Raw genomic sequence first — 26,146 nt, forward strand, 5'->3', positions numbered from 1 at the left:
GCCCATCCAAATCCGCACCTCGGCCGTATCGATCCCCAGGAGGGGCACCAGATGGAACAGTTGGCGGACGACACCGATCCGGTCCGCGTGCTGGAGACCTCCGGCACCGACTACCGGCGGGCCTTCGACCTCTTCCTCGCCGGCACCGACGAGAAGCCCCGCACCCACGCCAGGCTGACCGAGGTCGCCACCGCTCTCCCGCACCGCCGGGTCCTGCTGGACCTCGGCGCCGGCGACGGCCGCACCACCGCCCACCTGGCCCGGTACTTCGACCGCACGATCGCCGTGGAACCGAGCGCCGCCATGCGGGAGAAGCTCGGTGCCGCCTGCCCGGGCGCCGTCGTCCTCCCCGAACCGCTGGACCGCGCCGAGCCGTCCGAGCCGGCCGACCTGGTCCACCTCTCCCACGTGCTCTACTACGTCCCGGAGCCCGACTGGCTCCCCACCGTCACCCGCGCCATCGAGTGGACGGCCCCCGGCGGAACCCTGCTGGTCGTCCTGCAGAACCCCGAGAGCCCCTGCATGAGGATGGCCGCCCACTTCACCGGCGTGCGCTACGACCTGAGCGCCCTCCTCGACGGCCTGCGCGCCCACCGCCCGGCCCACAGCTACGCCTTGGAGACCCTCGACCTCCACTACCGCACGCCCCACCTCGCCGAGGCCGTCGACGTCGCCGAGTTCATGGTCAACGTCGCCGACCTCGCCGCCCTGGACCCCCTCCCCACCCGGGCCGCCCTCACCGCCTACGTCCGGGAGCACTTCGCCCAGCCCGACGGCAGCTACGCGATCGGCCACACCCAGGACATGCTCACCGTTCGGCGCGCGTCGGGCGCCCTGCCCTGAGCCCCCGGGCCCGGCGGGCCCGGGGACCGGTGTCGCTCGGTCGGGTGGCGGTCACCGGGCCTGGCAGGGTCTACCGGCCCGGCCCGGCGTCCTCGATGGCAGCGAGCAGGCGGGTGTGCACGGCGGTGGCGGCCGCGCGGGTGGCCGGGTCGGGGTCCTGCAGCTGAGGGGCGATCAGCTCGGCGGCCGCGGCGAGGACCGGAACCGGCACGGTCGCCTCGCGCAGGTGCAGGAGTTGGGAGGCGGCCCGTTCACCGGGCGTGGCCCTGGCGCGGGCGTCGGGGATCAGGGCGGTGAGGCCCCGGGGAGGCGGCTGAGTGCTGGTCACCCGTCGTATTCTTCCGCGTCCCGGCCACCCCGCCGACCGGTCCCGGTGCGTCGGTCCCTGGGGTTCCGGGTGTGGAGGTGCGGGAAAGGTTTGGCGGGATGCCCCGGAAATCTTGTATGGTTCTCCGCGAATCATCCAGAGGGGTGGAGGGACCGGCCCTACGAAGCCCCGGCAACTCCCCGTTCGACCCGGCGTCCGAAGTACGCGCCGTGCCGTTCGGGGTCAGTGCCAACTCCGGCCTGTCGCCAACGTGGCGCGGGGAAGATGAGGAGACACGGTGCTCTCTGTGCTGTCCTTCGTCCGGGCGCTTCCCGCCCCGGCCCTTTCGCGTACCCATCTCGTGTCCGGCGCAGGCAATCGGCCCGCTTCGCAGGCCCCTCCTCGCTGACCGCCCCGCTCCCACCCCCCCACCGGAGCGCCCGTGAGCCGAACCCATCCACGGCCACGGGATCTGAGACTGGAGTACCCGTCCATGGAGAACACGAGCGGTGTCGGCGTGCTCGACAAGATCACCTCGATCCTCGGCACCCTGGAGGCCGGACCGGCCACCCTGGCCGGCCTGGTCGACGCCACCGGCCTGGCCCGGCCGACCGCCCACCGGATCGCCGTCGCACTGGAACACCACCGCCTGCTCGGGCGTGACCTGCAGGGCCGGTTCGTCCTCGGGCCGCGGCTCACCGAGCTGTCGGTGGCCGCGGGTGAGGACCACCTGCTGACCGCCGCCGGCCCGATCCTCACCCAGCTGCGCGACGTCACCGGTGAGACCGCCCAGCTCTACCGCCGGCAGGGCGAGGTCCGGGTCTGCGTGGCGGCGGCCGAGCGCCTCTTCGGCCTGCGCGACACCGTTCCGGTCGGCCTGGCCCTGCCGATGAAGGCCGGGTCCGCCGCCCAGGTGCTGCTCGCCTGGGAGGAGCCCGAGCGCCTCCACCGGGGGCTCCAGGGCGCCCGTTTCACCGCCACCGCCCTCAGCGGGGTCCGGCGCCGGGGCTGGGCCCAGGCCGTCGGCGAGCGCGAGCCCGGCGTCGCCTCCGTCGCCGCGCCCGTGCGCGGTCCGGGCGGGCGGGTGGTGGCCGCCGTCTCCGTCTCGGGCCCGATCGAACGGCTCACCCGGCACCCCGGCGCCCGCCTCTCCCAGGCGGTGGTCGAGGCGGCCGGCCAGCTGAGCGAGGCGCTGCGCCGCCCCTGATCTGCCGACCTGCGAGCTGCGACCTGCCATAGTGCGACGGTGCGCCGTGGTCCCGCACTGCGGTGCACCGCTCCGCTGCGGCGGTCAGGCGGGTGTCAGGAGTCCCCGGGGACGGTGAACCGGTAGCCGGCCGTGCGGAGCCGCGGCAGGTAGTGGTGGACGGCCTCGGCGGTATGGGAGCGGTCGGCCGGTCCGCCCGGGGCCGGGACGAACTCGGGTGTGAGGAAGCCGTCGTGGTTGAGGACGATCGAGCCGGTCCGGGCCCCGGTGAGCACCCGGTCCACGATCACGTCGGTGCCGGGGTTGGCGCGGACGGGGCCAGCCGTGGTTGCAGATGCGGGCGCACCGGGGCTGCCGTCCAGGACCGACACGCGGGGACACCGCGGGCCTCCGCGGGGCGCGGCCGCGTGTTAGAAATCTGGGGGTCACCGGAGCGCGGGTGAGGTCAGCCCCCCGGCGCCCGGTCGGGGCCGGCACACTGGGCGTCCTCGCCCGCAGAACCGACTGCACGACCGGGCGGACTGCGCCCATCAGACCCTCGTCCTGGGCCCGGGCGGCGAGCACTACGGCGTGCTGCGCAGCTTCAGGGTCCGCTGAAACCGGAGTGGTGACTGTCATCGTGAGACCCGTCCTGGGCGTCCTGTCCGCCTTGCTCGCCACCGTCTGCGCGGCCCCGCAGGTCGCATCGGGCGCGGCCCACGAAGTGCCGGGCGACGGCCGACAGATCCGATTGCAGGAGCAATTCGCCTCGGCGGCAGCGGAGTTCGGAGTGCCGGTGGGGGTGCTCCTGGCGCTGGCCTACCAGGAGAGCCGCTGGGAGTCCCACCAGGGCAGGCCGAGCACCACGGGGAACTACGGGGTCCTGGGCCTGACCGACGTCGACCTCGCGGCAGCCCGGGGCAAGGACTCGCCCGCGCTGCACACGCTGCGCGCCGCGGCCGCGCTGATCGGCCGCCCGGCCGAGGAGTTGAGGCGCGACACCCTGCAGAACCTCCGCGGCGGCGCCGCCCTGCTGGCGTCGTTCCGGCGCACCCGCGCAGGCTCGGCAGGCGGCGGGCCGGGCGACTGGTACGGGGCGGTGACGGCCTTCGGGAGGGGCGCCCCGGCCGACGGGGGAGCGGACGGCGGCGGCGACGGCGGCGGCGGCGGTCTGCTCGCCGACCGGGTGTTCGAGACCATGCGCACGGGCGCGGCGCGGACCACCGCCGAGGGCGCCCGGATTCGGCTGGCCGCCGACCCGGACCTCGTGCCGCCGGAGCGGACCCGACCGCCGTCGCGCCGAGCCGCCGGGCCGGCCGCCGAGTGCCCCGAACACCTCGACTGCGAGTTCGTGCCCGCCGCGTACGCGTTGATCGATCCCAAGGACCCTTCCTCGTACGGGAACTACAACCCGGTCGACCGGCCGGCGGACGGTCTGCAGATCCGCCACATCGTGGTGCACGACACCGAGGGCAGCTACACCTCGGCGGTGGACACCTTCCAGGACCCGCGCGAGCAGGTCAGCGCGCACTACCTCGTGCGCGCCTCCGACGGCCATGTCGCGCAGCTGGTGCGCACGCGGGACATCGCCTGGCACTCGGGCAACAAGACCGTCAACATGCACAGCATCGGGATCGAGCACGAGGGCTTCGCACTCCCCACCGACCGCCCGACCTGGTACTCGGAGCAGCTCTACCGCTCCTCCGCTGAGCTGGTGCGCTACCTGGCGGAGCGGTTCGGGATCCCGCTGGACCGGCAGCACGTCATCGGCCACGAGGAGGTCCCGGCGCCGACCCAGGAGGCGGTGTCCGGCATGCACACGGACCCGGGCCCCTTCTGGGACTGGGACCACTACCTGGAGTTGCTCGGCGCGGCGCTCCCGACGAGCCCCGACCAGGGTCCGCCGCGCCCTGGCGACACCGTGACCATCGCCTCGGCCACCGAGGAGACCGGCCGACCATCCGCACCGGTCGCACCGTCCGCACCGTCCGCACCGTCCGCACCGGTCGCGAACGGCGAGCCGCGCACCATCGTCCGGCTGCACACGGGACCGTCCGCCGATGCCCCGCTGGTCAACGGCGGGAGCACCGCGCTCGACGACTGGAGCGACACGGCGGTCACCGGCGCCAGCTACGTGGTCGCCGACCGGACGGGGGACTGGACGGCGATCTGGTACGACGGGCAGAAGTGCTGGTTCCTCGACCCGGGTGGCCGCCGGACCCGCCGCGACCGGTGGCCCGCCGCGCCGTCCGGCCCCGGGGGAACCGTTCGAACGCTGCTCGCGCCGAGACCGGGGTTGGAGACGGTCCCGGTGTACGGCCGTGCCTACCCCGAGGCGTCCGCGTACGCCCCGTACCCGGGCATCGGGCCGCTTCCGGTGGTGGCGCTGCGGGCGTCCATCGCCGCCGGTCAGGCGTACGTCGCGGTCGACGGCACGCCCCGGCCCGCCGACTTCTTCCAGCAACGCACCATCGACGGGAGCGTGCCGAACGACCGGACCCTGGTGGTCGGTCAGGACACCTACTACACCATCCGCTTCAACCACCGGCTCGCGTTCCTGCGGGCCGCCGACGTCCAGGTGCTCCCGCCCGCTGCGGGGGTGGGGTGAGCGGGAACAGGGGCCGGTGGTGGGACGGAGCAGGCCGGCGGGGTGAGCCGGAGCGGGGCCGGCCGTGGGACGGTGGCCACGACCGGCCCGGCGGGGCTACGGGGCCGGCGCGTTCAGGAGGGTGCGGAGGTCCACGATGCGGTAACCCCGGCGGTCCGGACGGTCCGGACCGGCCACGGGCGGGCCACGGTGGGACGGGTCGTAGTGGGGAGGGCGGCTGCGGGGAGGGCGGCGGTTCCCGCCCGGGTGAGGACCACCGTCGCGGCGACGGCGGAGGCGGCAAGAACGCGCATGCCCCAAGACAGGGGGCCATCGTCAACTCCCTTGGGAGGCGGAGCGGAGCGAGCGGACAGGGCCTGGAATGCCGGTCGGATCGCACGGCCCCACGACCTTCGGGCATCGACCCGAGGCCGGAACGTCGACGCCCTCGTCAACGGCATCCTGTCCACGGCCGGCCAGCGGGTGGAAGCCGAGGAACGAGAGGTGCGACGGGTCGCGGGGCCGGTCCGGTGGTCGTGGTGGGTGTTACGCCCCGGCCTCCTCCAGCAGGGCGGCGAACCGGGCGAGCGGATCCCCGGTGAACGGGCGCAGCGCGGGGGCGAGCAGGCGCGCCCCGGGGAAGGTCAGGCCGCCGAGGAAGGCGAAGCGGGTGGTGCGGTCGGACTCCGGGCGGGCCGCCATCCCGCCGAGGACCAGGCGGCTCTGCATCAGGCACCAGCCGGGGGCGAGGTCGATGCCGAAGGTGGCCCGGAGGCGGGAACGGCCGTGGATCCGGGCCTGTAGCGAGGCGGTTCGGAGCAGCGCGCCGTCGGCCCGCTCGGAAGCGGAGAGCCGTACCGTGCGGACGTCCGGGATCCAGAGCGGCATCGTGCGCTCCAGGTCCTGGGCGAGGGCCCAGACCCGTTCGAACGGCGCGTCCAGGACGGTCTCGCCGATCCGCGCCGATCCGGGCGCGGTCGCGGCGATCACGTGCAGCCGCCGGACCGGGTCGAAGCCGGCGACGGGCCACTGGGGCTCCTGGGGCTCGTTCGGCTCTTGTGGCACAGGAGGGACCAGAGGCATCTGCGGCTCCTTCGGCGTCGGGGTACCGGTCACTGCTGCCACGCCTTTCGGAAACTGAGCCGGGCCCTGGAGAGCCGGGACTTGACCGTGCCGGGAGCGACCGCGAGCAGCGCCGCGGTCTGTCGTTCGTCGAGGCCCTCCAGGTCGCGCATCAGCAGCACCGCGCGGTGCTCGGGGGAGAGCCGGGACAGCACGTCGCGGATGTCCGCGCCGAGTTGGGGGTCGCCGGGCGCGGGCACCTCGCCGAGTTCGGCGGGCCGCGAGCGCGCCGCCCGGGTGGCGTACCGCACGGCCTCCCGGACGGCGATGGCCCGCACCCAGCCGAACAGGGCGGCCGGTTCCTCCAGTTGGCGCAGCTTGCGGAAGACCACGATGAGCGCCTCCTGGGTCGCGTCCGCGCCGTCCTCCAGGGCGATCGGGCCGCAGAGCCGGCGGACGTACGGGGTGAGCAGGTCCAGCAGCCGGCCGACCGCGAGTTGGTCGCCGCCCTGGGCGGCCCGGACCAGCTCGGCAAGGCCGGGCGGTGGCTCCTGCATGGTGCGCTCTCCGCTCTCTCCGTCGACGGGCAAACGAGGGGGTCCGTGGAGGGAGGCCGCGGGAGGGCGAAAGGTTCCACGCGGTTTCCGTCCGGCGGCAGTGTTCCTCGTCACAGGAACGGATCGGCGGGCGGGGGGCTCCTCCGGGTGTCCAAGCGCCCTGACACTCCGCGAGGTGACGGCAATGAAGGCTGGGATGAAGACGGCAATGAAGGCTGGGATGAAGACGGCGATGAAGACGGAAACGAAGACGGCAACGACGCACTCGACGGGGAAGTCGACGAGGAACCGCGGCAGGGCCGCCGCGGTCGGCGCGGTGCTGGCGGTGGACGGTCTGGTCCACCTCTACTGGGCCACCGGACGGACCTGGCCGGTGGACGGCACCGTCCGGCTCTCCCAGCTGGTGCTCAACGCCCAGGTGCCGTTCACCCCGCAGGTCCTGGTGCCGCTCGCCGGGACGCTCCTCTCCGGCGCCGCGCTGGTGCTGGCTCAGGGCGGACGGCTGCCGGCCCTGGCCGCCCGGCTGCCCGCCGTCCTGCCGCGCTGGGCGAGCCGGGCGGTGGCCGCCGGACTGCTCGCCCGCGGCGCGGCCGGACTCGTCTGGGTGACCGGTGCCTGGGCGGACCCGGGGGACACCTTCTACTGGCTCAACCTGCTGGTGTACACCCCGCTCTGCCTGCTGCTCGGCCGGGCCGCCTGGCAGCTCTCGGCGGCGGACCCGGCGGCGGTGGTCGCCCCCGTGGACCGGCCCCGGACGGTGCGGGCCTGACCTCCCGAACGAGGACGGCGCCCCGCGGCTCCACGGGCCGCAGGACACCGTCCGTCCGCCGGGTGCGGCGGCTCAGCGCCGCAGGTGCTGGACGGCGCGCGCGGTGGTGGTGGGCGCCGCGGCGTGCGCGTCCGGTGCGCTCGGCACGCCGGCGGCCGGGCTGCGCAGGGTGCCGGGCTGGAACCGGCCGCTGTACACGTCGGTGGAGTTCAGCGGGGCGGCGCTGTTGGCGGTCACCAGCACCGGGCGCACCTGGCGGCCGTCGTTGATCAGCGCCTGGTAGTCGCCGAGGAAGTGCCCCCCGGCGTCGGGCGCCTGGAGCCAGTCGAAGACCGGTGTGATCTGCCGCTCGACCGGGCTGTCCTCGCCGCCGCGCGGGAAGCTGAGCAGCCAGGCGGCGGTGGGCAGGGTGGTGGTGTTGCCCGGGGTGAGGTAGCGCAGGTCGTAGTAGCTGACGGCGACGGTGCCGTCGGCGGTCACGGTGATGGACGGGGTGAACGCCGGGGAGCCGGGGGCCTGGTTGAGCCGGGTCGGACCGCTCCAGGTCCGGCCGCCGTCCGTGGAGTGCACCAGCTGGATCGCGTCGTACCGGCCGCCGGTGAACTCCGAGCCCTCGTAGGCGAGGTAGAGCTCGCCGGACGTCGGGTCGATGGCCACGCTCGGCAGGCCGGCGCCGGCCCGGAGGGACTTGGAGGCGTCGGCCGGCGCGTTCGGGTCGACCTCGGGGACGGAGGTGTCGGCGGCCACCCGGACCGGTCGGCTCCAAGTACGGCCCTGGTCGGTGGAGCTGACCATGCCGAAGTGCACATCGCTGACCGTCGTGGCGGTGGCGTCGGTGAAGGTGATCCAGTCGAAGAAGTCGTAGAGGGTGTCGGTCCGCGGATCGACCACGATCTGGTTGCCGATGGTCTGGGTGTTCGGCGTCGTGCCGGTGATCACGAAGGGCTTCGCCGGGGACCAGGTGCGGCCGTGGTCACGGGTGACGGAGAGGTAGCCCGGTCCGTCGAAGACCGGCGTCGGGCCGGCGGCCTGGTCCACCCGGTCCCAGACCTGGTAGGCGACGCCCGGGTGCACCGGGTCGGCGGTGACGGCGTTCTTGTCGTCGGTGATCGCCGGGTCGTCGTCGGCGATCAGCTCGGTGACGTGCTGCCAGCTGCGCCCGCCGTCGGTCGAGGTGGCGGCGGCCACGGCGCCGCGCGGTGTGGTGGCGTCGAAGACCAGGGCGCTGGCGTAGGCGGTGCCGTCCGGGCCGAAGCTCACCCAGCCGTCGGAGGCCCGCTGGTAGGCCAGCCCGCCCGGCGCGCAGTGGGTGAACGGCAGGGCGGTCTGGGTGAAGTGCACGCCGTCCGTTGTGTAGCTCGAACTCAGGCCCCGGGCGCCGCCGTTGGACCATCGGTCCTGCTGGTAGATGGTGATCGCGTTGGTCGGGTCGAGCGGGTTGGCGGCGGCGTACGGTTCGTCCTCGGCCGCCGGGGAGTTGGTGCCGGGGCCGTCGGCGGCGAGGTTGCAGGCGGCGTACGGATCCCCGGGTGAGATCAGGGCGAGCGGCGCGCCGGCGGTGGTCGCGCCGGCCGGGGTGCCGCCGGTGAGGGCGGCGAGGACGAGGGCCGCGGTGGCGAGTGACGTCCTGGTGCGGAACTGCATGGAGACCCCCATGGTCGTCGGCGGGAGGTGCCTGCGGGGTGGTGTGGCGTCGCTCCGGTGCCGGCCGGGAGCTGACGTCCGGTCGGGCGGGCGAGTCTATCCAGCCTCGGGGGGCGCGCCAACGATCCGCGCGCGCTCCTTACCCTGTCCGAACCATTGGCCATCACCAGGTCGCTGACCTGCGGTGATCCCCTCACCGTCGGATTGCCGCCCAGTCGTTCGACCGCCCAGCCGCCGCTCGCGCGGATATTCGGCCGCGGTGTCGCACCCCCCGTTCCAGGTGCTCCCGACACGAACCGGGAGAGTCCGTTGAGCCGGACCTTTCGCGTCGACCTGCGCGGGATCGTCGACCTCCTGAGCCACCACCTGTGCACCAGCCCGCAGGTGTACGTCCGCGAGCTGCCGCAGAACGCCGTGGACGCGATCACGGCCCGGCAGTCGGGCGACGCGGGCGCGGCGTCGCCGGACGCGCGGATCGAGATCACGTCCAGTGACGCGACCGGCGACGGCTCGCTGACCGTCAGCGACAACGGCATCGGCCTCGACGAGGCGCAGGTGCACGAGTTGCCGGCGACGATCGGGCGCAGCTCCAAGCGCGACGACCTCGGCTTCGCCCGGCACGAGTTCACGGGCCGGTTCGGCATCGGCCTGCTGTCCTGCTTCATGGTCTCCGGGGTCACCACTCGCCGGGCCGGCCGGCCCACCGTGCGCTGGCACGGGCGCTCGGACGGCGCCTACTCGGTGGAGCCCGCGCCCGCCGGCGAGCAGCGCCCGGAGACCGGCACCACCGTCACCCTGCGGCCCCGGCCCGGCTGCGAGCACCTGCTCACCCGCCGGGCGGTGACCGAACGGGTCACCCACTACGGCGCCCGCCTCCCGCACCCGGTCACCGTGGACGGTGCCCCGGTCACCGGAGGCCCCGCCCCCTGGGACCGCCCCGAGGGCGAGGGCGAGGGCGAGCCGGGCCGCCGGGCCCGCTTGGAGGCATGCCGCAAGGAGGTCTTCGGCTTCATGCCTTTCGACGTGGTCGACGTGGCCGCGGCCGAGGCGGGCCTGCGCGGCGTGGTCTTCGTCCTGCCGTCCCGACCAACCCGACCAACCCGGCCGTCCCGGCCGCGCACCGGGTGTACCCCAAGCGGATGCTGCTCTCCGAGCGACACGCTCGGCGACCGACTGCGCGGTTGGCTGGTGCGGTTGGGGCCAGTCGAGGGCCTGTGTTCATTTCTGATTGATTAGTCTATGTTGTGCTCATCTTCAAGCAGAACACTGCAACTTTGCGCAGGAGTTTTCATGTCACACGTCGCCGTGGAGATCGCCAGCCAGCCCGCATGCTGGTCGCGGGCACTGGAAGCGAAGCCCGAAGGCCTGCCCCGCCCCGGTGAGCGGGTAGCCGTCCTGGGCTGCGGCACCTCCCTCTACATCGCGCAGTCCTACGCGGCCCTGCGCGAGGACGCGGGCCTCGGCGAGACCGACGCCTTCGCCGCCTCCGCCTTCCCGCGGGCCCGCCGCTACGACCGGGTGCTCGCGATCACCCGCTCCGGCACCACGACCGAGGTGCTAGACGCCCTCCGGCGCACCTCGGAAACCCCGACGACCGCGATCACCGGCGACCTCGACACCCCGGTCACCGGCGCGGCCGACACGATCGTCGACCTCTCCTTCGCGGACGAGAAGTCCGTGGTGCAGACCCGGTTCGCAACCACCTCCCTCGCCCTGCTGCGCGGCCACCTCGGCCTCGCCACCGCCGAACTGCCCGAGCAGGCCCGGCTCGCGCTCCGCCGCGACCTGCCCGAGGGCGTGGTCACCGCCGAGCAGTTCACCTTCCTCGGCACCGGCTGGACCACCGGCCTCGCCCACGAGGCGGCCCTCAAGGTCCGCGAGGCATCGGGCAGTTGGACCGAGTCCTACGCGGCCATGGAGTACCGGCACGGCCCGGTCAGCATCAGCGCCCCCGGCCGGGTCGTCTGGTTCCTCGGCGAGCCGCCGGCCGGACTGCTCGACCAGGTCCGGGCGACCGGAGCGACCGTCGTGCACTCCGACCTGGACCCGCTGGCCGAACTGATCCGCGCCCAGCGGCTCGCCGTCGCGCTGGCCGACGCCCGGGGCGTCGACCCCGACAGGCCGCGCAACCTGACCCGCTCGATCATCCTCACCCAGCCGTGACCGTCGTCGCCGTGGACGTCGGCGGCACCGAGATCAAGGGCGCCGTCGTGGCCGAGGACGGCGCCGTGCTCCGGTCCGAACGCTGGCTCACCCGCGCCGACCGGGGCCCCGGAGCCGTCATCGACACCGTCCTCGACTGCGCCGGCGAACTGGCCGACGCCGCCCGCCGGGCGGACACCCCGCCGGTGGCGGCCGGGATCGTCGTCCCCGGAGTGGTCGACGAGCGCACCGGGACGGTCCTGCGCGCCGTCAACCTGGGCTGGTACGACGTCCCGATCCGTCCGTGGCTGACCGAACACCTCGGCCTGCCGGTCGCGTTCGGGCACGACGTCCGGGCCGGCGGCTTGGCGGAGGCACTGCTCGGGGCGGGCCGCGACAGCGACTCCTTCCTCTTCGTCCCGGTCGGCACCGGCATCGCCGCCGCCGTCCTGCACCAGGGCCGGCCCGTCACCGGCGCACTCGGCGCGGCCGGGGAACTCGGCCACTTGGTCGTCCGGCCCGGCGGTGAGCACTGCGCCTGCGGCAACCGGGGCTGCCTGGAGACCGTCGCCTCGGCCGCCGCCGTCGCCCGCCGGTACGCCCGCCGCACGGGCCGTCCCGCGGCCACCGCCCAGGACGTGCACCGGGAGCTGCGCGCCGGCGAGGAGGCGGCCGTACGGGTCTGGGCCGAGGCGGTCGACGCGCTCGCCGACGGACTGGCCGCCGCCACCAGCCTACTCGACCCGGAACGGGTCGTCGTCGGCGGCGGCCTGGCCCGGGCCGGCGAGGACCTGCTCGGCCCGCTCCGCCGGGCACTCGCCGAGCGGCTGACCTTCCGGCCCCCGCCGAACCTGGTACGGGCCGAACTCGGCCACCGGGCCGGCAGCCTGGGCGCCGCGCTGCTCGCCCTCGACCTGGCCCCCGGAGGTGCCCGGTGATCTTCACCGTCACGCTCAACGCGGCCGTCGACACCACCTACCACCTGGACCGGGTGGCCCGGCACGGCAGCAACCGGGTCACGACGGTGGCCGAGCGGGCCGGAGGCAAGGGGGTGAACGTCGCCCGGGTGCTCGCCGCTCTCGGCCACGACGCCGTCGCCACCGGCTTCGCGGGCGGTGCCACCGGACACCTGCTGCGGGCCGACCTGGCCGAGGCCGGGCTGCGCGAGGAGTTCGTCCCGATCGGGGGGACGACCCGGCGCACCGTGACGGTCGTCGAGGAGTCGGCCGGCGACGCGACCGTCTTCCTGGAACCGGGGCCCGTCGTCAGCAGCGACGAATGGTCCCGGTTCACTGCCCGGTACCGCCGACTGCTGCGCACCGCGGAGGCGGTCGTGCTGTCCGGCTCGCTGCCCCCCGGCGTCCCGCCGGACGCGTACGGGACCCTCGTCGCCCTCGCGGTCGACGCGGGCGTCCCCGCCGTGCTGGACGCGGAGGGTCCGGCGCTGCTCGCGGGACTGGCCGCCGGTCCGGCGCTCGTCAAGCCCAACGCGGCCGAACTCGTCGCCACCGCGGGCCCGGTCGCCCCGCTCGCCGGGGCCCGCAAGCTGCGTGCGGCCGGTGCCCGGGCAGTGGCCGTCTCCCTCGGCCCCGGCGGGCTGCTGCTCAGCAGCCCCGAGGGCGACTGGCGGGCCCGGCCCCCGCAGCGGGTGCGCGGCAACCCGACCGGGGCCGGCGACTCCGTCGTCGCCGCCCTCACCGCGGGCCTGGTGGCCGGCACCCCCTGGCCCGAACGCCTGGCCCACGCCGTGGCCCTGGCCGCGGCGACCGTCCTCGCCCCGCTCGCCGGCAGCTTCGCCCCGGCCGACCACCAGCGGCTGCTGGGCGAGGTGACGGTCCGGCCGGTGCACCCGGCACCCCCGCCCTCCTCCGCTCAAGGAGCACCATGCCCCTCGTAGCCACCGGCTCGATCGTCGGACCGGCCGCCCTCGGCCGGCACGGCGTCGGCGCCTTCGACGTCATCCGGCCTGAGGCCGCCCGGAGGGATGGGCGCGACGGCGCGCGGCACCGCGCTCGGTGGTGCCGCGCGCCGTCAGGTCACTCGGCGGGCAGGCGCGGGGTGCGCGGCGGGACCGTCCGGCGGTCGCCCGTCGCCTCGAAGGAGGCGGCGAGGGTCAGCAGGGCGTTGTCGTCGTAGGCGCGGCCCGCGAAGGTCAGCCCGACCGGCATGCCGATGTCCGCCATGGTGCCCATGGGCACGGTGACCGTCGGGATGCCGAGGTGGCGGGGGACCAGGTTGCCGTTGGCGACCCAGACGCCGTTGCGCCAGCCCAGCTCGGCGGAGGCCTCGGAGACGTCCATGTCGGCCGGCCCCACGTCGGCGACGGTGGGGAACACCACGGCGTCCAGGCGCAGTTCGTCCATCCACAGCTCCAGGTCGACCCGGCGGGTCTCCTCCAGCGCGCGCAGCCCCTCCTCGAGGTGCGGCATGTCGGTGAAGGAGGCGTACGGGCGCTCGCGGACGAAGCGCGGGTACTCGCCGATGGCGTCGTCGAAGCCCTCGTAGCGGTCCGGGAGTTCACCCTCCTGCTTGGGGAAGATGAGGGCGCCGTCGACCTCGGTCAGGGTGGCGAGCCGCGGGTCACCGTTGGCGCGCAGGAAGTCGTCCCAGGCCCAGGCGGAGAGGTCCTCGATCTCGACGGTGAGGAAGTCGCGGCCAACCAGGCCACGGGTGAACAGCGAGGGCGCGCCGGGGCGGTCGGCCTCGTAGTTGGACACCACCGGGAAGTCGACCTCGACCACCTCGGCGCCGGCCGCCTCCAGGTCGCGGCGGGCGGCGTTCCACAGCTCGATCACCGAGGGGCGGGTGTCGATCCGCCGGCCGGTCTGGCCGCCGATACCGCCCTCGGGGTTGGTGCCGGCCTCGGGGTCGGCGTTGATGTACATCCGGGGGACGCCGACGCGCTTGCCGGCCAGCGCGGCGCGGGCCGCGGCCGGGTCGGCGGGTGCGAGCGCCGGGTAGGAGGCGGGGCGGACCTGCGAGGCCGCGGGCAGTGCCACCCACGGCTGGGCGCGCCACAGGTCGCCGCGGGTCTCCGGGTCGTCGGCCACGATGACGTCGAGCAGCTCGAACAGGTCGGCCATGGTGCGGGTGTGCGGGACGACCACGTCCATCGTCGGCACCAGCGGCCAGTTGCCGCGTACCGAGATCACGCCGCGGCTGGGGGTGTAGGCGCACAGCGCGTTGTTGGACGCGGGCGCCCGGCCCGAGGACCAGGTCTCCTCGCCGAGGCCGAAGGCGCCGAAGGAGGCGGCCGTCGCGGTGCCCGAGCCGTTGGAGGAGCCGGAGCCGTAGGCGCTGGTGAGCCAGTCGGCGCTGTACGGGCTCTCGGCGCGGCCGTACACACCGCGCTGCATGCCGCCGTTGGCCATCGGCGGCATGTTGGTCAGGCCGATCAGGACGGCGCCGCCGGCCCGCAGCCGCTCGATGGCGAAGGCGTCGCGCTGGGCGACGAGGTGCTCGAAGGCCGGCGAACCGGCCGCGGCGGTCAGGCCCTCGGCGAGGTAGCTGTCCTTGGCGGTGTACGGGATGCCGTCCAGCGGGCCGAGCGTCTCGCCGCGGGCGCGGCGGGCGTCGGAGGCCTCTGCCTCGGCGCGGGCGTTCGGGTTCATCACCACCATCGCGTTGAGCGCGGTGGGAGTGCCCGGCCGGTCGTACGCGTCGATCCGGGCGAGGTAGGCGTCGAGCAGCCCGACCGCGGTGGTCTCGCCCTTCTCCAGCGCCGCGCGCAGGTCGGCGATGTTGGTCTCCACGACGTCGAATCCCCGCGTCATGCGGATGCCTCCTGGCTGTTCGGGTGGGCCGGGCGGACCGCTGGTCGTCCGGCCGATCGTGCGGGCGATCGTGCGGGCGTGCGGCCCCCAGTCTCGCTGACTAGATTTTCAGTCTAGACTAGCGATCTAGATGCCCAGAAGCGAGACGGCCGAGCTGGTCGAGCCGGTCTGGGCAGTCGAGACGGTGAGAGCGAGACGAGGACATGGCGATGTCGGAGCCCCAGCCCGCGCGGCCGCCGCGCCTGCTGGCCACGCCCAGCGGCGACGGGGCGCGGGACCGGGCGATGCGGGCCGCCATCAGTGCCATCGCCGAGAAGGGCGCCGCGGCCGTGCGGATGTCCGACATCGCCGAGCGGGCCGGCATGAGCACCGGGCACATCCTGTACCACTTCGGGAAGAAGGACCGCCTGCTGCTCGAAGTCCTGGTGTGGAGCGAGGCGGACCTCGGGGCGCGGTTCCAGCAGGCCGCGGCCGGGGCCGCGTCCCCCGCCGAGAAGCTGGCGCTGTACGTCCGCTTCTACCTGCCCCGCCAGCCGGGCGACGAACGCTACGCGCTGTGGACGCAGGTCCTGGCCCAGCGCCATGACGACGAGGGACGGAACGTCCTCACCGCGCTCTCCGACGCCTGGGAGGAACGCCTGGAGGCCGTCATCCTGGAGGGCCGGGCGCTGGGACAGTTCGCCGAGGTGGACCTTCCCGAGTTCGTCATCAGGTCGGTGGCCATGCTCAACGGGCTGTCCGAGGACGTGATGTTCGGGCGGCCGCGCTGGCAGCGGATGTCCGCGTACACCTTCGCGCTCGCGGCGCTGGAACGCGAACTCAGGCCGACCGGCGGGGCGTGACGGCGGGGCGTGCGGCGACCGCCGCTACCTTTCTCCCCGGCCGCTACCGGCCGGGTGCGGCCTTCGGCGCGGTGTCCAGCACCCGGAAGGAGAGGCCGGCGGCGATCAGCCGGTCGATCAGCGGGCGGCCCATCGCCACCGCCGTGGTCAGCTGCCCCGCCACCGGCGGCAGATCGTCGTACGCGAGGCAGAGCGCCGACTCGGCCAGCATCTTCGCGGTCTCCTGGTAGCCGGGATCGCCGCCGGACACCTCGGTCAGGACCGTCCGCCCGTCATGGGCCCGCGCCGCGAACCGGACGGCGAACCAGGAGCGCGCCCGCTGCTCCGCGGACGGCCCGTCACCCGGCTGCCACAGTCGCCCCAGCGCCCGGCGCAGCAGCGGCAGTTGGGCGGCGAGGGCGAGCGCCACCACCGTGGCGACGCCGCCCAGGGCGATCGGCAGTCGGCGCACCGCCGCGTAGTGGACGTAGCCGAAGTCGGGGCCGTACTCCGCCAGTGCGGCGGCCGAGCGGGACACCACCTGCGGGTCGATCGAGGGCATCGGTACCGCCCAGGCCCGGGCCGCCCGGGACCGGTGCGGAAAGCCCACCGGGGTGCGGACCAGCCGCCCCTTCGGCCGGGGCTCCACCGCCCGGCGGGCCCGGGCGGCCCGAGCCATCGCGCGGGGCCGGGAGAAGGCCGTCATCGCCGAGGCGAAGGTGCCGCCCGAGAAGGTGCCGCCGACCCGGACGAAGCCCTCGGTCGAGACCCGGGCCGCCGGTCCGCCCCGGCGCAGCAACTCCTGGACGGTGAACAGCACGCCGAGGTCGTGCGGCACCGAGTCGAAGCCGCAGGCGTGCACCAGCCGCGCGCCGTTGGCCACCGCCCGCTCGTGGTGCCGGAGGTACATCCGGTCGACGAACTCCGGCTCGCCGGTGAGGTCCACGTAGTCGGTGCCGCTTTCCGCGCAGGCGGCCACCAGCGGCTCCCCGTAGCGCAGGTACGGCCCGACCGTGGAGATGACCACCCGGGCCCGGGCGGCCACGGCCCGCAGCGCCTCGCGGTCGGCGGCGTCCGCGACCAGCAGCGGGAGGTCGGCGCACCGCGGATCGATCCGCGCCAGCCGCGCCCGGACGGCGGCGAGCCTGTCCTCGTCCCGCCCGGCCAGGGCCCAGCGGCACCCCTCAGGGGCGGTCCGGGCCAGGTACTCGGCGGTGAGTCCGCCGGTGAACCCGGTGGCACCGAACAGGACGAGGTCGTACGGGCGGGGCGCGGCCATCAACGGTCCCTACTCATGGGTAATCGATTGCGCCACGCTAGGAGCCCGCCCTGACGGTGTCAACGGCCTCGGCCGTCCGACGGAGAGCGTTCTCGACAAGAAGGACGATCAAGGCAGGGCGGGATGAACAGGACGAGGGAGCAGGGCGAGGGTCACTACGCGCGGACGATGACCACCGGGCAGTCGGCGTGCTGCGCGCAGCGCGTGCTCACCGAGCCGAGCAGGGCGCGGGTGAAGCCGCTGCGGCCGTGGCTGCCGACCACCAGCAGCTCGGCGCCCCGGGCCGCGTCGAGCAGGACGTCGGAGGGGTCGCCCATCACCAGGCGCTCCTGTACCGGCACCGGCCGGTCCGGGCCGAGCACGTCGCGGAGTTCGTCGGCGAAGCGCTGTTGGGCGAGGTCCTTGTCGAAGGACGTGTCGACCACCGGTGCCGACCAGCCGTAGTGGCTCGGCGGCTCCCAAGCGCCCACCGCGTCGACCACGCCGCCGATCCGGGTGGCGTGCCGGATCGCCCAGCGCAGTGCGGCGTACGACGACGGGGAGCCGTCGACACCCACCACGACGCGAGGTGCGGAGTCGTTCGTGCCCATGTTGACCGTCCTTGTGCTGATCGCCCCTCCGACCACGGTGCGGGCAGTGCGCTGCCGCCGCCAGTATGGCCCGGCACTCGGGTGACGGAGGGCGGTGGTGGATGATGGCGGTCATGCCGTTGTTCGCACCCAAGTGCCCGGTCGGGCCGGAGGAGCGGGTCTGGATCGAGGAGTCCATGGCCTGGCTGGCCGCCGAGTTCGGCCGCGAGGTGCTGGACCGGGCCCCCGTGCTGCCGACCGCCGAGTTCTTCCCGGGGCCGTACGCGGGCTCCGAGGGGGACATCCGGCGGGTGGTCGCCCGGCTCTGCGGGTACCTGGAGGTGGCGCCCGAGCGGCTGACCGTCGAGATCGAGCCGGACGACGGCGAGCGGGCCATGGCCGACGCTCTCGGGTTCGGCTACCGGTCCCGCTCCGCCACCGGGCACTACCGGCGGGAGGGCGGGCGCCCGGTGATCGCGATCGACCGGCGCCTGGCGGCCCGTCCGGTCGCTCTGGTCGCCACCATCGCCCACGAGCTGGGCCACGTCCGCCTGCTGGACGAGCGGCGGATCACCACGGTCCGGCGGGACCACGAGCCGCTCACCGACCTGCTGACCGTCCACTTCGGCCTCGGCGTGTTCACCGCCAACTCCGCCGTCGACCTCACCCGGAACGGCCGGGGTCGGTCGACCTCGCGGCTGGGCTACCTGAGCGAGCGGATGCTCGGGTACGCACTGGCCTGCTACGCCCACCGGCGGGGCGAGACCGGACCCGACTGGGCGCGCCACCTGACCACCAACCCGCGCGCCCACCTCCGGCAGGGCCTCCGCTTCCTGGACCGGAACCCGCCGAGCGGGTGAGCGGGGAGCGGTCGCCGGGCGGGTGGCCGAATACGAACGCCGTTGCGTGAAACCGACCCTGACGATCAGTCGGTCGATCTCCCGGGGCGGCTTGGTCCGGTGATCGCCGAACTCCCGTACGGGCAGGTCACGGTGCCCGTCCGCACCCCCAACATGCCCACGGGCAGCCGCTGTTCGATCACCCGCAGTTCAGATTCGGAGCACGCGTTTCACACATCCCCCTCATTGGGCGGCCCGGATGCTCTACATTGATTTTCGCCCCGCACGGACGGAAGCGGGGTGACGACGGACTGTGATCATCCTGGCCCGGGACGGGGCCACGAGTGCGGGGCGCAGTCGTCGACGGTCTCCCGCGCACCCAGGGGATCCGGCAGGACGAGCGAGTCCGCCGCTGCCCGGGTGGGACGTTTCAGGTAGCGCTGCACCGAGCCGATTCGCCGTTTGCAACTTGCCATTCGCCATTCGCATTCGCCATCTGCCATTCGCCGGGAAGGGGTCTCCCGGCGGTCAGGAACAGCGCGGCACACGGGAGGCGGGGTCTCCCGGGGAGGGACAGGGCAGGGGCGCGAGCCTCCTGGGGGGAGGAACCGTGTGGAGCGAACACGTCGAACCCAGCGGTGAGTTGAAGGGGGATGTGGAGCAGGGGGAGGGAGAGTTAGCCGGCCCGTCGCCCTCGGTGCGCAGGCGTCCGGTGGCGAACGGGACGATCGGCCGGTCCGAGAGCGACTGGGAGCAGCGGTACCGCCGTACCGTGATCATCAGCGACATCGTGGCCACCGCCTTCGTGGTGGCGGCGATCGGCGGGTTCTTCGGGGTCCGGGACGCGGCCAACTGGCACGAGAAGTGGGGCATCCTCGCCTTCGGCACCGAACTGCTGGTGCTGGGGGCGCTGGCGACGAGCCGGGCGTGGGCCGCGGCCGTGCTCGGTCAGGGCGCCGAGGAGTTCCGCCGGCTCGGGCGCTCGCTCTTCACGGCCGCCGTCGTGCTGGCGCTCGGCGGGATCGCCCTCGGCTCGCACAACATCAGGCTCTGGATCTTCGTCGCCATCCCGGCGATCACGGTCGTCACCATGACCGAGCGGTACCTGCTGCGGCTGTGGCTGCACGAGCAGCGCAACCAGGGGCGGTGCCTGCGCCCGGTGCTCGCCGCCGGGAGCCCGGCCACCGTGCGCGACCTGATCACCCGGACCCGCAAGTTCCCGCACCTGGGCTGGCGGGTGGAGGCGGTGTGCACGCCGTACACCCTCGGCCGGGGCGCCGACCGGCTGGACGGGGTGCCGGTCGTCGGCCGACTGGCGGACGTCGCCAACCACGTCCGCCGGGACGGCTACCGGGTCGTCGCCGTCACCCCGGACCCGTACTGGACCCCGGACCGGCTGCAGCGGCTGGCCTGGAACCTGGAGGGCGGCGACGCCGAGATGGTGGTCGCCCCGGTGCTGATGGAGGTGGCCGGTCCACGGCTGCACGTCGACGCGGTGCTCGGGATACCGATGCTGCGGGTCAGCATGCCGGCCTTCACCGGCGGCCCCCGGGCCGTCAAGGAGGTCGTCGACCGGCTGGGCGCCGCCGTCCTGCTGGTGCTGTTCGCCCCGCTGATGCTGCTGGTCGCCCTGCTGGTGGCGGCGGACAGCCGGGGCGGGGTGCTCTACCGGCAGCACCGGGTCGGCAAGGACGGCCGCCCGTTCACCCTGGTCAAGTTCCGCACCATGGTCCCGGGGGCGGACCGGGCCCGGGCCGAGCTGGCGGACCGCAACGAGGGCGCCGGCCTGCTGTTCAAGCTCCGCCGGGACCCCCGGGTGACCAGGGTCGGGGGAGTGCTGCGCCGGTACTCGCTGGACGAGCTCCCGCAGCTCGTCAACGTGCTCACCGGCTCGATGTCACTGGTCGGCCCGCGGCCCCCGCTGCCGGAGGAGTGCGCGGCGTACGGCCCGGACATCCGGCGGCGGCTGCTGGTCAAGCCCGGCCTCACCGGCCTGTGGCAGATCAGCGGGCGCAGCGATCTGCCGTGGGAGGAGGCCGTCCGGCTGGACCTGCGGTACGTGGAGGACTGGTCGCTCGCCCTGGACACGGTGATCCTCTGGAAGACGCTGCGGGCCGTGCTCCAGGGGCAGGGGGCCTACTGATGGGTGGGGGCGCCGTCCGTCCGGACGGCGTGCGGACGGCCGGCCACAAGGGCCTGCCCGAGGGGAGGAACGGGTCATGAGGGTCAGTGTCCTGGGGCTCGGTTACGTGGGCTGCGTGTCGGCCGCGTGCCTGGCCAGCCTGGGCCACGAGGTCATCGGGGTGGACGTCAACCAGGTCAAGGTCGACCTGGTCAACGGCGGCAAGGCCCCGGTGGTCGAGGAGCGGATCGGCGAACTCATCGCCGAGGTGGTGGCGAGCGGGGCACTGCGCGCCACCGCCGACGTCCGTGAGGCGATCATGGGCAGCGAGGTGTCGCTGGTCTGCGTGGGCACGCCCTCGGAGCCCAACGGCAGCCTGTGCACCGACTACCTGGAGCGGGTCACCGAACAGATCGGCGCCGCGGTGGCCGAGCGGGGCGGGCGGCAGACCGTGGTGTTCCGCAGCACCATGCTCCCGGGCACCTGTCTGAACCTGCTGGTTCCGATCCTGGAGAAGCACACCGGCGGCACCGCCGGAGTGGACTTCGGGGTGGCCGTCAACCCGGAGTTCCTGCGCGAGGGCACCAGTGTGCGGGACTTCTTCGACCCGCCGAAGACCGTCATCGGCGAACTCGACCCGGCGAGCGGCGACGTGGTCGAGGAACTCTACGAGGGGCTGCCCGGCGCGGTGTTCCGGGTGCCCGTGCCGACGGCCGAGGCGATCAAGTACGCGGACAACGCCTTCCACGGCCTCAAGATCGGCTTCGCCAACGAGCTGGGCGCGGTGTGCCAGGCCCTCGGGGTGGACTCGCACCAGGTGATCGACGTCTTCCTGGCCGACCGCAAGCTGAACATCAGCCGCGCCTACCTGCGGCCCGGCTTCGCCTTCGGCGGCTCCTGCCTGCCCAAGGACCTGCGCAGCCTGGTCCACGCGGCGCACCGGGCCGACGTCGCGGTGCCGATCCTCTCCCACGTGCTGCCGTCCAACGCCGAACACCTGCAGCGCGCGGTCGCGTTGGTCGAGCGCACCGGCAAGCGCCGGGTCGGCCTGTTCGGCCTGTCCTTCAAGCCGGGCACCGACGACCTGCGCGAGAGCCCGCTGGTCGAGCTGGCCGAGCAGCTCTTCGGCAAGGGCTACGACCTGCGGATCCACGACCCCAACGTGAACCTGTCCCGGCTGCTCGGCGCCAACCGCGAGTACATCGAGACCAGGCTGCCGCACCTCGCCCAGCTGCTCGTGGACTCCGTCCAGGAGGTGCTGGAGCACGCCGAGGTGTGCGTGGTCGGGACGAAGGACCCGGCCGTCCTGTCGGCCCTGCCGCACGGCGGCAGTCCGGCGATCGTCGATCTCGTCCGCCTCCCCGACGCCGAGGCGCGCCGGGCCGAACCGGGGTACACGGGCCTTGCTTGGTGACGCGGAGTTCAACGAGACCGCCGGCGGCGACGGGCGCGGCCGCCGCGCGCTGATCCTGGTGGAGAACCTGTCGGTCCCCTTCGACCGGCGGGTGTGGCAGGAGTGCACCACGCTGCGCGACGCGGGCTGGACGGTCCACGTCATCTGCCCGCAGGGCAGCAAGCGGGACACCGAACCGGAGGCGCTGATCGACGGGGTGCGGATCCACCGCTACCCCCTGCGTGCGGCCACCGGCGGCCCGGCCGGCTACCTCCAGGAGTACGGATCCGCGCTCTGGCACACGGCCCGGCTGGCCCGCAGGGTCGGCCCGGTCGACGTGGTGCACGCCTGCAACCCGCCCGACCTGCTGTTCCTGCCCGCCCTGTGGCTCAAGCGGCGCGGCGCGCGCTTCGTCTTCGACCAGCACGACCTGGTGCCCGAGCTGTACCTCTCCCGGTTCGACCGCGGCGAGGACCTGCTCTACCGCGCCGTGTGCGCCCTGGAACGCCGGACCTACCGGGCCGCGGACATCGTGCTCGCCACCAACGAGAGCTACCGGGACGTCGCGCTGCGCCGCGGCGGCAGGCGGCCCGAGGACGTCTTCGTGGTGCGCAGCGCGCCCGACACCGACCGCTTCCGACCGGTGCCGGCCGAGCCGGAGTTGAAGCGCGGCAAGCCCCATCTGCTGTGCTACCTGGGCGTCATGGGCCCCCAGGACGGCGTCGACTACGCCCTGCGGGCGCTCGCCAAGCTGCGCGACGAACTCGGCCGGACCGACTGGCACGCGGTGTTCGTCGGCGGCGGAGACACCTTCGACGCCATGGTGGAGCTGTCCCGGCGGCTCGGGCTCGCGGACCAGGTGCAGTTCACCGGGCGCGTCCCGGACGCCGACCTGGTGCGCTACCTGTCCACCGCGGACGTCTGCCTGTCCCCGGACCCGCGCAACCCGCTCAACGACGTGTCGACCATGAACAAGGTCCTGGAGTACATGGTGATGGGCCGCCCGATCGTCTCCTTCGACCTCCGGGAGGCCCGGGTCTCCGCCGGCGACGCCGCCCTCTACGCGCCCGCCAACGACGAGTCCGCGTTCGCCGGGCTGGTCGCGCAGCTGCTGGACGACCCGGAGAAGCGGGCCTGGATGGGCAAAATCGGCCAGGAACGGATCAACGGGCCGCTCGCCTGGCGCAACTCCCAGCGGGCGCTGCTCGCCGCCTACGCCGCCGCCTGCGGTGACGGCGCCCCGGCAGCGGCGGGCCGCCCGGCCCGGGTGCGCAGAAGGCCGCCCCGTTGAGTGACGACACGATACGCCTGGCCGCGGTCGGCCGGATCCTCCGCCGGCGCTGGCGGCTGCTCGCCGTCCTCGCCCTGGTGGGGGCGCTGGCCGGCTACGGCACCTCGCTGCTGTTCCCGCCGAGCTACACCACGTCCGCGTCGGTGCTGCTGCCGGGCGTGTGGCAGGACCGCGAGCTGCTGACCCAGGCGGAGATCGCGACCAGCTCGGTGGTGCTCGACCAGGCGGCCGCCTCGCTCGGCTGGCCCGGGGTCAGCGGCACCGAACTGCAGGACCGGGTGAGCGCCACGGCCGCGGACGGCAACATCGTCAAGATCTCGGGCACGGCCGACACCCCGGAGCGCGCCCAGCAGCTCGCCGACCAGGTGGCCCACCAGTTCGTCACGTTCGCCGCCCGGGTCGCGGGCGACGGCAGCGACCCGGAGGCGTCGCAGCCCGAGGCGCTGCGGCAGCTGGTGGTGCAGGCCAGCCGCCGGATCACCGACCTGGCGGCCTCGGCCGACCCGGGGCGGACGGTGGAGAGCGTGCAGACCCGCACCGAGCTGGAGAAGCTGCGCACCTCCCTGCAGGACGCCATCAAGAAGCTGGACCAGGTCGACCCGGGCGCCAACAAGGCCAACCTGGTCGTCATGGGCGCGGCCGCCCGGCCGTCCGCCCAGGCACCGCCGACCCGGACGGAACTCATCGCCGTCGGCGCGCTGCTGGCCGTCCTGCTGGCCGTCATCGGCCACCTCGCCGCGGCCCGGACCAGCCGTCGGCCGCGCACCGGGGCGGAGATCGCCGCGGCGCTGGGCGCGACCGTCCTCGGCGCCGTCGACGTCCCCGCCGAGCGGGCCGCCCGGCGGCTGCGGGGCGGTGGCCCCAGGGCCCTGGCCCGCCGGCTGCTGGGCATCGACACCCGCTGGGACCTGCCCGTCCCGCACGGCGCCGGCGACGAGGCCGACCGAAGGCTCCGCTACCGGCGGGTGTGCGACCGGCTGCGGGACCAGCTGCCCGGCCCCCGGCGGCTGCTGGTCGTCGTCCCGGACGGCGACGAGCCGGCCCGCCGGGCCGCTGAGCAGCTCCTCGCCGAGGCGGGGGACGAGCCGCTGCTGCGGGTGGTGGGGGTGGCGGCGCACCGGCCGCTGCTGCCGGACCGCGCGGACGAGTCCGGCGCAGTGGTGGTGCTCAGTCCGGGCGGCCGGACGGTGGGGGAGCTGGCCGGCATCGGCGGGGCGTGCCTGGACGCCGGGCACGAGCTGCTCGGGATCGTGCTGGCCGGCACCGTCCGGGCCCGCCCGGGGCGCCCCGGGCGGGCCCGGACAGCCGGGGACGGGGTCACGCCGTCCGTCGCGGAGGACCGCGACCAGGAGGCCGTCACGCCGTCCGTCGGGAAGGAGCACGACCCGGAGGCCGCCACGGCGGCCCTCGCGGTCGGCGAGGACACGGGGAGAGGGTCGGGGTGACGACGAGCACGACCGCGGAGCCGCCGCCGGCCCCGCTGCTGGACCTCCAAGCCCTGGTGGTCGCGGTGCGCCGCCGGCGCCGCCTCTGGTGCGCCCTGGCGCTGGTCGGGCTGCTGCTCGGCGCGGCCGTGGCCGTCCTGAAGCCGCCGCCGCCGACCGCGGTGACCGAGGTGCTGGTCGCCCACGAGGCGGACCAGCCCAACGACCCCGGCACCCTGATCCGCACCGATGTCGCCCTGCTGCAGACCACCGGCATCGCCGGCAAGGCCCTCCAGGCCCTCGGCTCCGCGCAGAAGCCGGAGGACTTCATGCGGGACTACACGGGCCTCGGCCTGACCAACAACCTGCTCCAGATCACCGCGACCGGCCGCAGCGACACCGAGGCGCGGGCCCGGGCCGAGGCGCTGGCCGAGGCGTTCGTCGCCGACCACGTGAAGCGGCTCCGGGACGCCGCCGACGCCCAGGCCAAGGCCCTGCTCGACGAGCGGGACCGGATGCGGGACCAACTCGCCCAGGTCAACAAGGAGATCGGGGACGGCGCGCAGCAGAGCGGACCGAACGCCTCGGCGAACCTGGAGTCGCTCTACGCCAGCCGGGCCGAACTCACCTCCCGGATCACCGACTTCGGCCAGCGTGCGGCCGAGGCGCAGGTCGGCACGCCCCGGCTGGTGGCCGGTACCCGGATCGTGGACGCCGCGCGCGCGGTGCCGCAGTCCCTGCCCGCCGCCGCCACCGACGGCGGGATCGGCGCCGTCCTCGGGCTGGTCCTCGGCATCGCGGCGGCCGCCGTCGGCGCGGTGGTCGCGGACCGCCCGGTGCTGCGCCGGGACGTCGCCGCGAACCTCGGCGCCTCGGTCATCGCCGAGCTGAACCGGGCGCCCCGGCGCCCGGCCGGACGCCGGCCGTCGCGCCGGGCCAGGGTGGCCCGGGCCAGGCTCACCGCGACCCTGGCCCGTACCGTACGCGGCTCGGCGGAGACGGTGTCGCTGCTGGAACTGGGCTGCGCGCACAGCACGGTGGCGATCGCGCTGGACCTCGCCGGGGAACTGTCGGCGGAGGGGCCGGTGGCCGTCGTGGACGGCCTGCCGGGCCTCCAGCTCGCCGACCGCCGCCCGGAACCGGGCGGCCCGACCGTGATCGGCGGTGAGCGGGCCTCGGCCGTTGCCCTGTCGGAACGCCGGCTCGGGGTCGGCTCGGTGGCCCCCGGCACGGCCTGGACCGACCTGCGCTACCTCGGCACCCGCACGGTGCTGGTGGTCCGGGCCGGGCACGGCAGCGCCGCCTGGCTGCACACCGTGGCGCGCCGGCTCGCGGAGCAGCGCATCCCGGTCCTCGGCGTGGTGCTGATCGACCCCGATCCGCATGACCGGACCGACGGCACCCTGTGGGACGGGCCGCACACCGCGCCGCGCGGCCGGGGCGACCGGCCGACCCGGAGCCTGCCGGGCCGGCGGCGGACGGAACGACTACCGATGTGGACCTCAAGGGTCCCCGACAGCGACCAGGAGGCGAGGTAG

23 protein-coding genes and 1 riboswitch are annotated in these 26,146 nt (G+C 74.6%); of the genes, 15 read left to right on the top strand and 8 right to left on the bottom strand.

Translation table 11 applies throughout. The annotated features are described in order from the left end of the window. The first annotated feature begins 51 nt into the window (after positions 1–51). A complete protein-coding gene (locus tag ACZ7BZ_RS00940) occupies positions 52–843 on the top strand; it encodes a class I SAM-dependent methyltransferase (protein ID WP_470356475.1) in 792 nt (263 codons plus the stop codon). A 70-nt stretch (positions 844–913) separates the two neighbouring features. Here ACZ7BZ_RS00940 and ACZ7BZ_RS00945 read toward each other — a convergent pair whose 3' ends face one another. Beyond that, positions 914–1,171 carry a hypothetical protein gene (locus ACZ7BZ_RS00945; RefSeq protein WP_470356476.1) on the bottom strand — a complete coding sequence of 86 codons (258 nt, stop codon included), beginning with the start codon at positions 1,169–1,171 and terminating at the stop codon, positions 914–916. 128 nt (positions 1,172–1,299) lie between these two features. Next, positions 1,300–1,442, top strand: a riboswitch (SAM riboswitch). 201 nt (positions 1,443–1,643) lie between these two features. Between ACZ7BZ_RS00945 and ACZ7BZ_RS00950 the strand changes: the two genes are divergently transcribed. Further along, on the top strand, positions 1,644–2,357 hold the full coding sequence (locus tag ACZ7BZ_RS00950; protein WP_465743443.1) for an IclR family transcriptional regulator: 714 nt from the start codon (positions 1,644–1,646) through the stop codon (positions 2,355–2,357). Positions 2,358–2,452: 95 nt separating this feature from the next. Here the strand turns inward: ACZ7BZ_RS00950 and ACZ7BZ_RS00955 are convergent, their stop codons facing one another. Beyond that, the gene (locus ACZ7BZ_RS00955) at positions 2,453–2,728 is read right to left on the bottom strand and encodes a hypothetical protein (protein WP_470356477.1); all 276 of its coding nucleotides are present in this window, start codon (positions 2,726–2,728) and stop codon (positions 2,453–2,455) included. 236 nt (positions 2,729–2,964) lie between these two features. On the opposite strand from ACZ7BZ_RS00955, the gene ACZ7BZ_RS00960 reads away from it, so the two are divergent. Then, positions 2,965–4,944: an N-acetylmuramoyl-L-alanine amidase gene (locus tag ACZ7BZ_RS00960; protein WP_470356478.1), complete on the top strand. Its 1,980-nt coding sequence runs from the start codon at positions 2,965–2,967 to the stop codon at positions 4,942–4,944. 525 nt (positions 4,945–5,469) lie between these two features. Here ACZ7BZ_RS00960 and ACZ7BZ_RS00965 read toward each other — a convergent pair. Beyond that, positions 5,470–6,006 (bottom strand): SRPBCC family protein, encoded by a 537-nt coding sequence (locus ACZ7BZ_RS00965; RefSeq protein ID WP_470356479.1) that lies wholly within the window; start codon positions 6,004–6,006, stop codon positions 5,470–5,472. A gap of 29 nt (positions 6,007–6,035) precedes the next feature. After that, entirely contained in the window at positions 6,036–6,542 is a 507-nt protein-coding gene (locus tag ACZ7BZ_RS00970) for an RNA polymerase sigma factor (RefSeq protein WP_470356480.1), read from the bottom strand. A gap of 232 nt (positions 6,543–6,774) precedes the next feature. On the opposite strand from ACZ7BZ_RS00970, the gene ACZ7BZ_RS00975 reads away from it, so the two are divergent. Continuing rightward, positions 6,775–7,311, top strand: a complete 537-nt coding sequence (locus tag ACZ7BZ_RS00975; RefSeq protein ID WP_470356481.1) for a DUF3995 domain-containing protein — start codon at positions 6,775–6,777, stop codon at positions 7,309–7,311. A gap of 72 nt (positions 7,312–7,383) precedes the next feature. Here ACZ7BZ_RS00975 and ACZ7BZ_RS00980 read toward each other — a convergent pair whose 3' ends face one another. Then, positions 7,384–8,955, bottom strand: coding sequence for a sialidase family protein (locus tag ACZ7BZ_RS00980; protein ID WP_470356482.1), 1,572 nt, complete (start codon positions 8,953–8,955; stop codon positions 7,384–7,386). Positions 8,956–9,264: 309 nt separating this feature from the next. Here ACZ7BZ_RS00980 and ACZ7BZ_RS00985 point away from each other — a divergent pair, with 309 nt between their 5' ends. Genes ACZ7BZ_RS00985 through ACZ7BZ_RS01000 form a run of 4 tightly spaced genes read left to right on the top strand, consistent with a single transcriptional unit; the run spans position 9,265 to position 12,994 of the window. Further along, positions 9,265–10,191 carry an ATP-binding protein gene (locus ACZ7BZ_RS00985; protein ID WP_470356483.1) on the top strand — a complete coding sequence of 309 codons (927 nt, stop codon included), beginning with the start codon at positions 9,265–9,267 and terminating at the stop codon, positions 10,189–10,191. 54 nt (positions 10,192–10,245) lie between these two features. Continuing rightward, a complete protein-coding gene (locus ACZ7BZ_RS00990) occupies positions 10,246–11,118 on the top strand; it encodes an SIS domain-containing protein (RefSeq protein WP_470356484.1) in 873 nt (290 codons plus the stop codon). After that, positions 11,115–12,035 (top strand): ROK family protein, encoded by a 921-nt coding sequence (locus ACZ7BZ_RS00995; RefSeq protein WP_470356485.1) that lies wholly within the window; start codon positions 11,115–11,117, stop codon positions 12,033–12,035. The genes ACZ7BZ_RS00990 and ACZ7BZ_RS00995 overlap by 4 nt, the downstream gene beginning before the upstream one ends. Further along, the gene (locus tag ACZ7BZ_RS01000) at positions 12,032–12,994 is read left to right on the top strand and encodes a 1-phosphofructokinase family hexose kinase (RefSeq protein WP_470356486.1); all 963 of its coding nucleotides are present in this window, start codon (positions 12,032–12,034) and stop codon (positions 12,992–12,994) included. The genes ACZ7BZ_RS00995 and ACZ7BZ_RS01000 overlap by 4 nt, the downstream gene beginning before the upstream one ends. Positions 12,995–13,133: 139 nt before the next feature. Here the strand turns inward: ACZ7BZ_RS01000 and ACZ7BZ_RS01005 are convergent, their stop codons facing one another. After that, on the bottom strand, positions 13,134–14,870 hold the full coding sequence (locus tag ACZ7BZ_RS01005; RefSeq protein WP_380455516.1) for an amidase: 1,737 nt from the start codon (positions 14,868–14,870) through the stop codon (positions 13,134–13,136). 209 nt (positions 14,871–15,079) lie between these two features. On the opposite strand from ACZ7BZ_RS01005, the gene ACZ7BZ_RS01010 reads away from it, so the two are divergent. Further along, a complete protein-coding gene (locus ACZ7BZ_RS01010; protein WP_470356487.1) occupies positions 15,080–15,712 on the top strand; it encodes a TetR/AcrR family transcriptional regulator in 633 nt (210 codons plus the stop codon). 43 nt (positions 15,713–15,755) lie between these two features. Here ACZ7BZ_RS01010 and ACZ7BZ_RS01015 read toward each other — a convergent pair whose 3' ends face one another. Together ACZ7BZ_RS01015 and ACZ7BZ_RS01020 are read right to left on the bottom strand one after the other, a co-directional pair. Continuing rightward, positions 15,756–16,970, bottom strand: coding sequence for a saccharopine dehydrogenase family protein (locus ACZ7BZ_RS01015; RefSeq protein WP_470356488.1), 1,215 nt, complete (start codon positions 16,968–16,970; stop codon positions 15,756–15,758). Between the two features lie 155 nt (positions 16,971–17,125). After that, the gene (locus tag ACZ7BZ_RS01020) at positions 17,126–17,560 is read right to left on the bottom strand and encodes a universal stress protein (protein ID WP_470356489.1); all 435 of its coding nucleotides are present in this window, start codon (positions 17,558–17,560) and stop codon (positions 17,126–17,128) included. A gap of 113 nt (positions 17,561–17,673) precedes the next feature. Here ACZ7BZ_RS01020 and ACZ7BZ_RS01025 point away from each other — a divergent pair, with 113 nt between their 5' ends. The 6 genes from ACZ7BZ_RS01025 to ACZ7BZ_RS01050 all read left to right on the top strand — a co-directional run bounded on the left by ACZ7BZ_RS01025 (position 17,674) and on the right by ACZ7BZ_RS01050 (position 26,146). Further along, the gene (locus ACZ7BZ_RS01025) at positions 17,674–18,399 is read left to right on the top strand and encodes a hypothetical protein (RefSeq protein WP_470356490.1); all 726 of its coding nucleotides are present in this window, start codon (positions 17,674–17,676) and stop codon (positions 18,397–18,399) included. Between the two features lie 634 nt (positions 18,400–19,033). Further along, a complete protein-coding gene (locus ACZ7BZ_RS01030) occupies positions 19,034–20,521 on the top strand; it encodes a sugar transferase (RefSeq protein ID WP_470356799.1) in 1,488 nt (495 codons plus the stop codon). Between the two features lie 76 nt (positions 20,522–20,597). Next, positions 20,598–21,914 (top strand): nucleotide sugar dehydrogenase, encoded by a 1,317-nt coding sequence (locus ACZ7BZ_RS01035; RefSeq protein ID WP_470356491.1) that lies wholly within the window; start codon positions 20,598–20,600, stop codon positions 21,912–21,914. Then, positions 21,904–23,184: a glycosyltransferase family 4 protein gene (locus ACZ7BZ_RS01040; protein ID WP_470356492.1), complete on the top strand. Its 1,281-nt coding sequence runs from the start codon at positions 21,904–21,906 to the stop codon at positions 23,182–23,184. Before ACZ7BZ_RS01035 ends, ACZ7BZ_RS01040 begins: the two co-directional genes overlap by 11 nt. After that, positions 23,181–24,629, top strand: a complete 1,449-nt coding sequence (locus ACZ7BZ_RS01045; RefSeq protein ID WP_470356493.1) for a Wzz/FepE/Etk N-terminal domain-containing protein — start codon at positions 23,181–23,183, stop codon at positions 24,627–24,629. The genes ACZ7BZ_RS01040 and ACZ7BZ_RS01045 overlap by 4 nt, the downstream gene beginning before the upstream one ends. After that, the gene (locus tag ACZ7BZ_RS01050; RefSeq protein ID WP_470356494.1) at positions 24,626–26,146 is read left to right on the top strand and encodes a Wzz/FepE/Etk N-terminal domain-containing protein; all 1,521 of its coding nucleotides are present in this window, start codon (positions 24,626–24,628) and stop codon (positions 26,144–26,146) included. Before ACZ7BZ_RS01045 ends, ACZ7BZ_RS01050 begins: the two co-directional genes overlap by 4 nt.

It is taken from the genome of Kitasatospora sp. NPDC036934 (assembly GCF_055608425.1).

What these genes read in the sequence shown, in the direction of transcription:
- ACZ7BZ_RS01010 (WP_470356487.1), top strand. Translation starts at nt 15,080, where the DNA reads ATGTCGGAGCCCCAGCCCGCGCGGCCGCCGCGCCTGCTGGCCACGCCC.
- ACZ7BZ_RS01015 (WP_470356488.1), bottom strand. Translation starts at nt 16,970, where the DNA reads ATGGCCGCGCCCCGCCCGTACGACCTCGTCCTGTTCGGTGCCACCGGG.
- ACZ7BZ_RS01035 (WP_470356491.1), top strand. Translation starts at nt 20,598, where the DNA reads ATGAGGGTCAGTGTCCTGGGGCTCGGTTACGTGGGCTGCGTGTCGGCC.
- ACZ7BZ_RS01025 (WP_470356490.1), top strand. Translation starts at nt 17,674, where the DNA reads ATGCCGTTGTTCGCACCCAAGTGCCCGGTCGGGCCGGAGGAGCGGGTC.
- ACZ7BZ_RS00940 (WP_470356475.1), top strand. Translation starts at nt 52, where the DNA reads ATGGAACAGTTGGCGGACGACACCGATCCGGTCCGCGTGCTGGAGACC.
- ACZ7BZ_RS00950 (WP_465743443.1), top strand. Translation starts at nt 1,644, where the DNA reads ATGGAGAACACGAGCGGTGTCGGCGTGCTCGACAAGATCACCTCGATC.
- ACZ7BZ_RS00970 (WP_470356480.1), bottom strand. Translation starts at nt 6,542, where the DNA reads ATGCAGGAGCCACCGCCCGGCCTTGCCGAGCTGGTCCGGGCCGCCCAG.
- ACZ7BZ_RS00975 (WP_470356481.1), top strand. Translation starts at nt 6,775, where the DNA reads ATGAAGACGGAAACGAAGACGGCAACGACGCACTCGACGGGGAAGTCG.
- ACZ7BZ_RS01020 (WP_470356489.1), bottom strand. Translation starts at nt 17,560, where the DNA reads ATGGGCACGAACGACTCCGCACCTCGCGTCGTGGTGGGTGTCGACGGC.
- ACZ7BZ_RS01005 (WP_380455516.1), bottom strand. Translation starts at nt 14,870, where the DNA reads ATGACGCGGGGATTCGACGTCGTGGAGACCAACATCGCCGACCTGCGC.
- ACZ7BZ_RS00980 (WP_470356482.1), bottom strand. Translation starts at nt 8,955, where the DNA reads ATGCAGTTCCGCACCAGGACGTCACTCGCCACCGCGGCCCTCGTCCTC.
- ACZ7BZ_RS00990 (WP_470356484.1), top strand. Translation starts at nt 10,246, where the DNA reads ATGTCACACGTCGCCGTGGAGATCGCCAGCCAGCCCGCATGCTGGTCG.
- ACZ7BZ_RS00965 (WP_470356479.1), bottom strand. Translation starts at nt 6,006, where the DNA reads ATGCCTCTGGTCCCTCCTGTGCCACAAGAGCCGAACGAGCCCCAGGAG.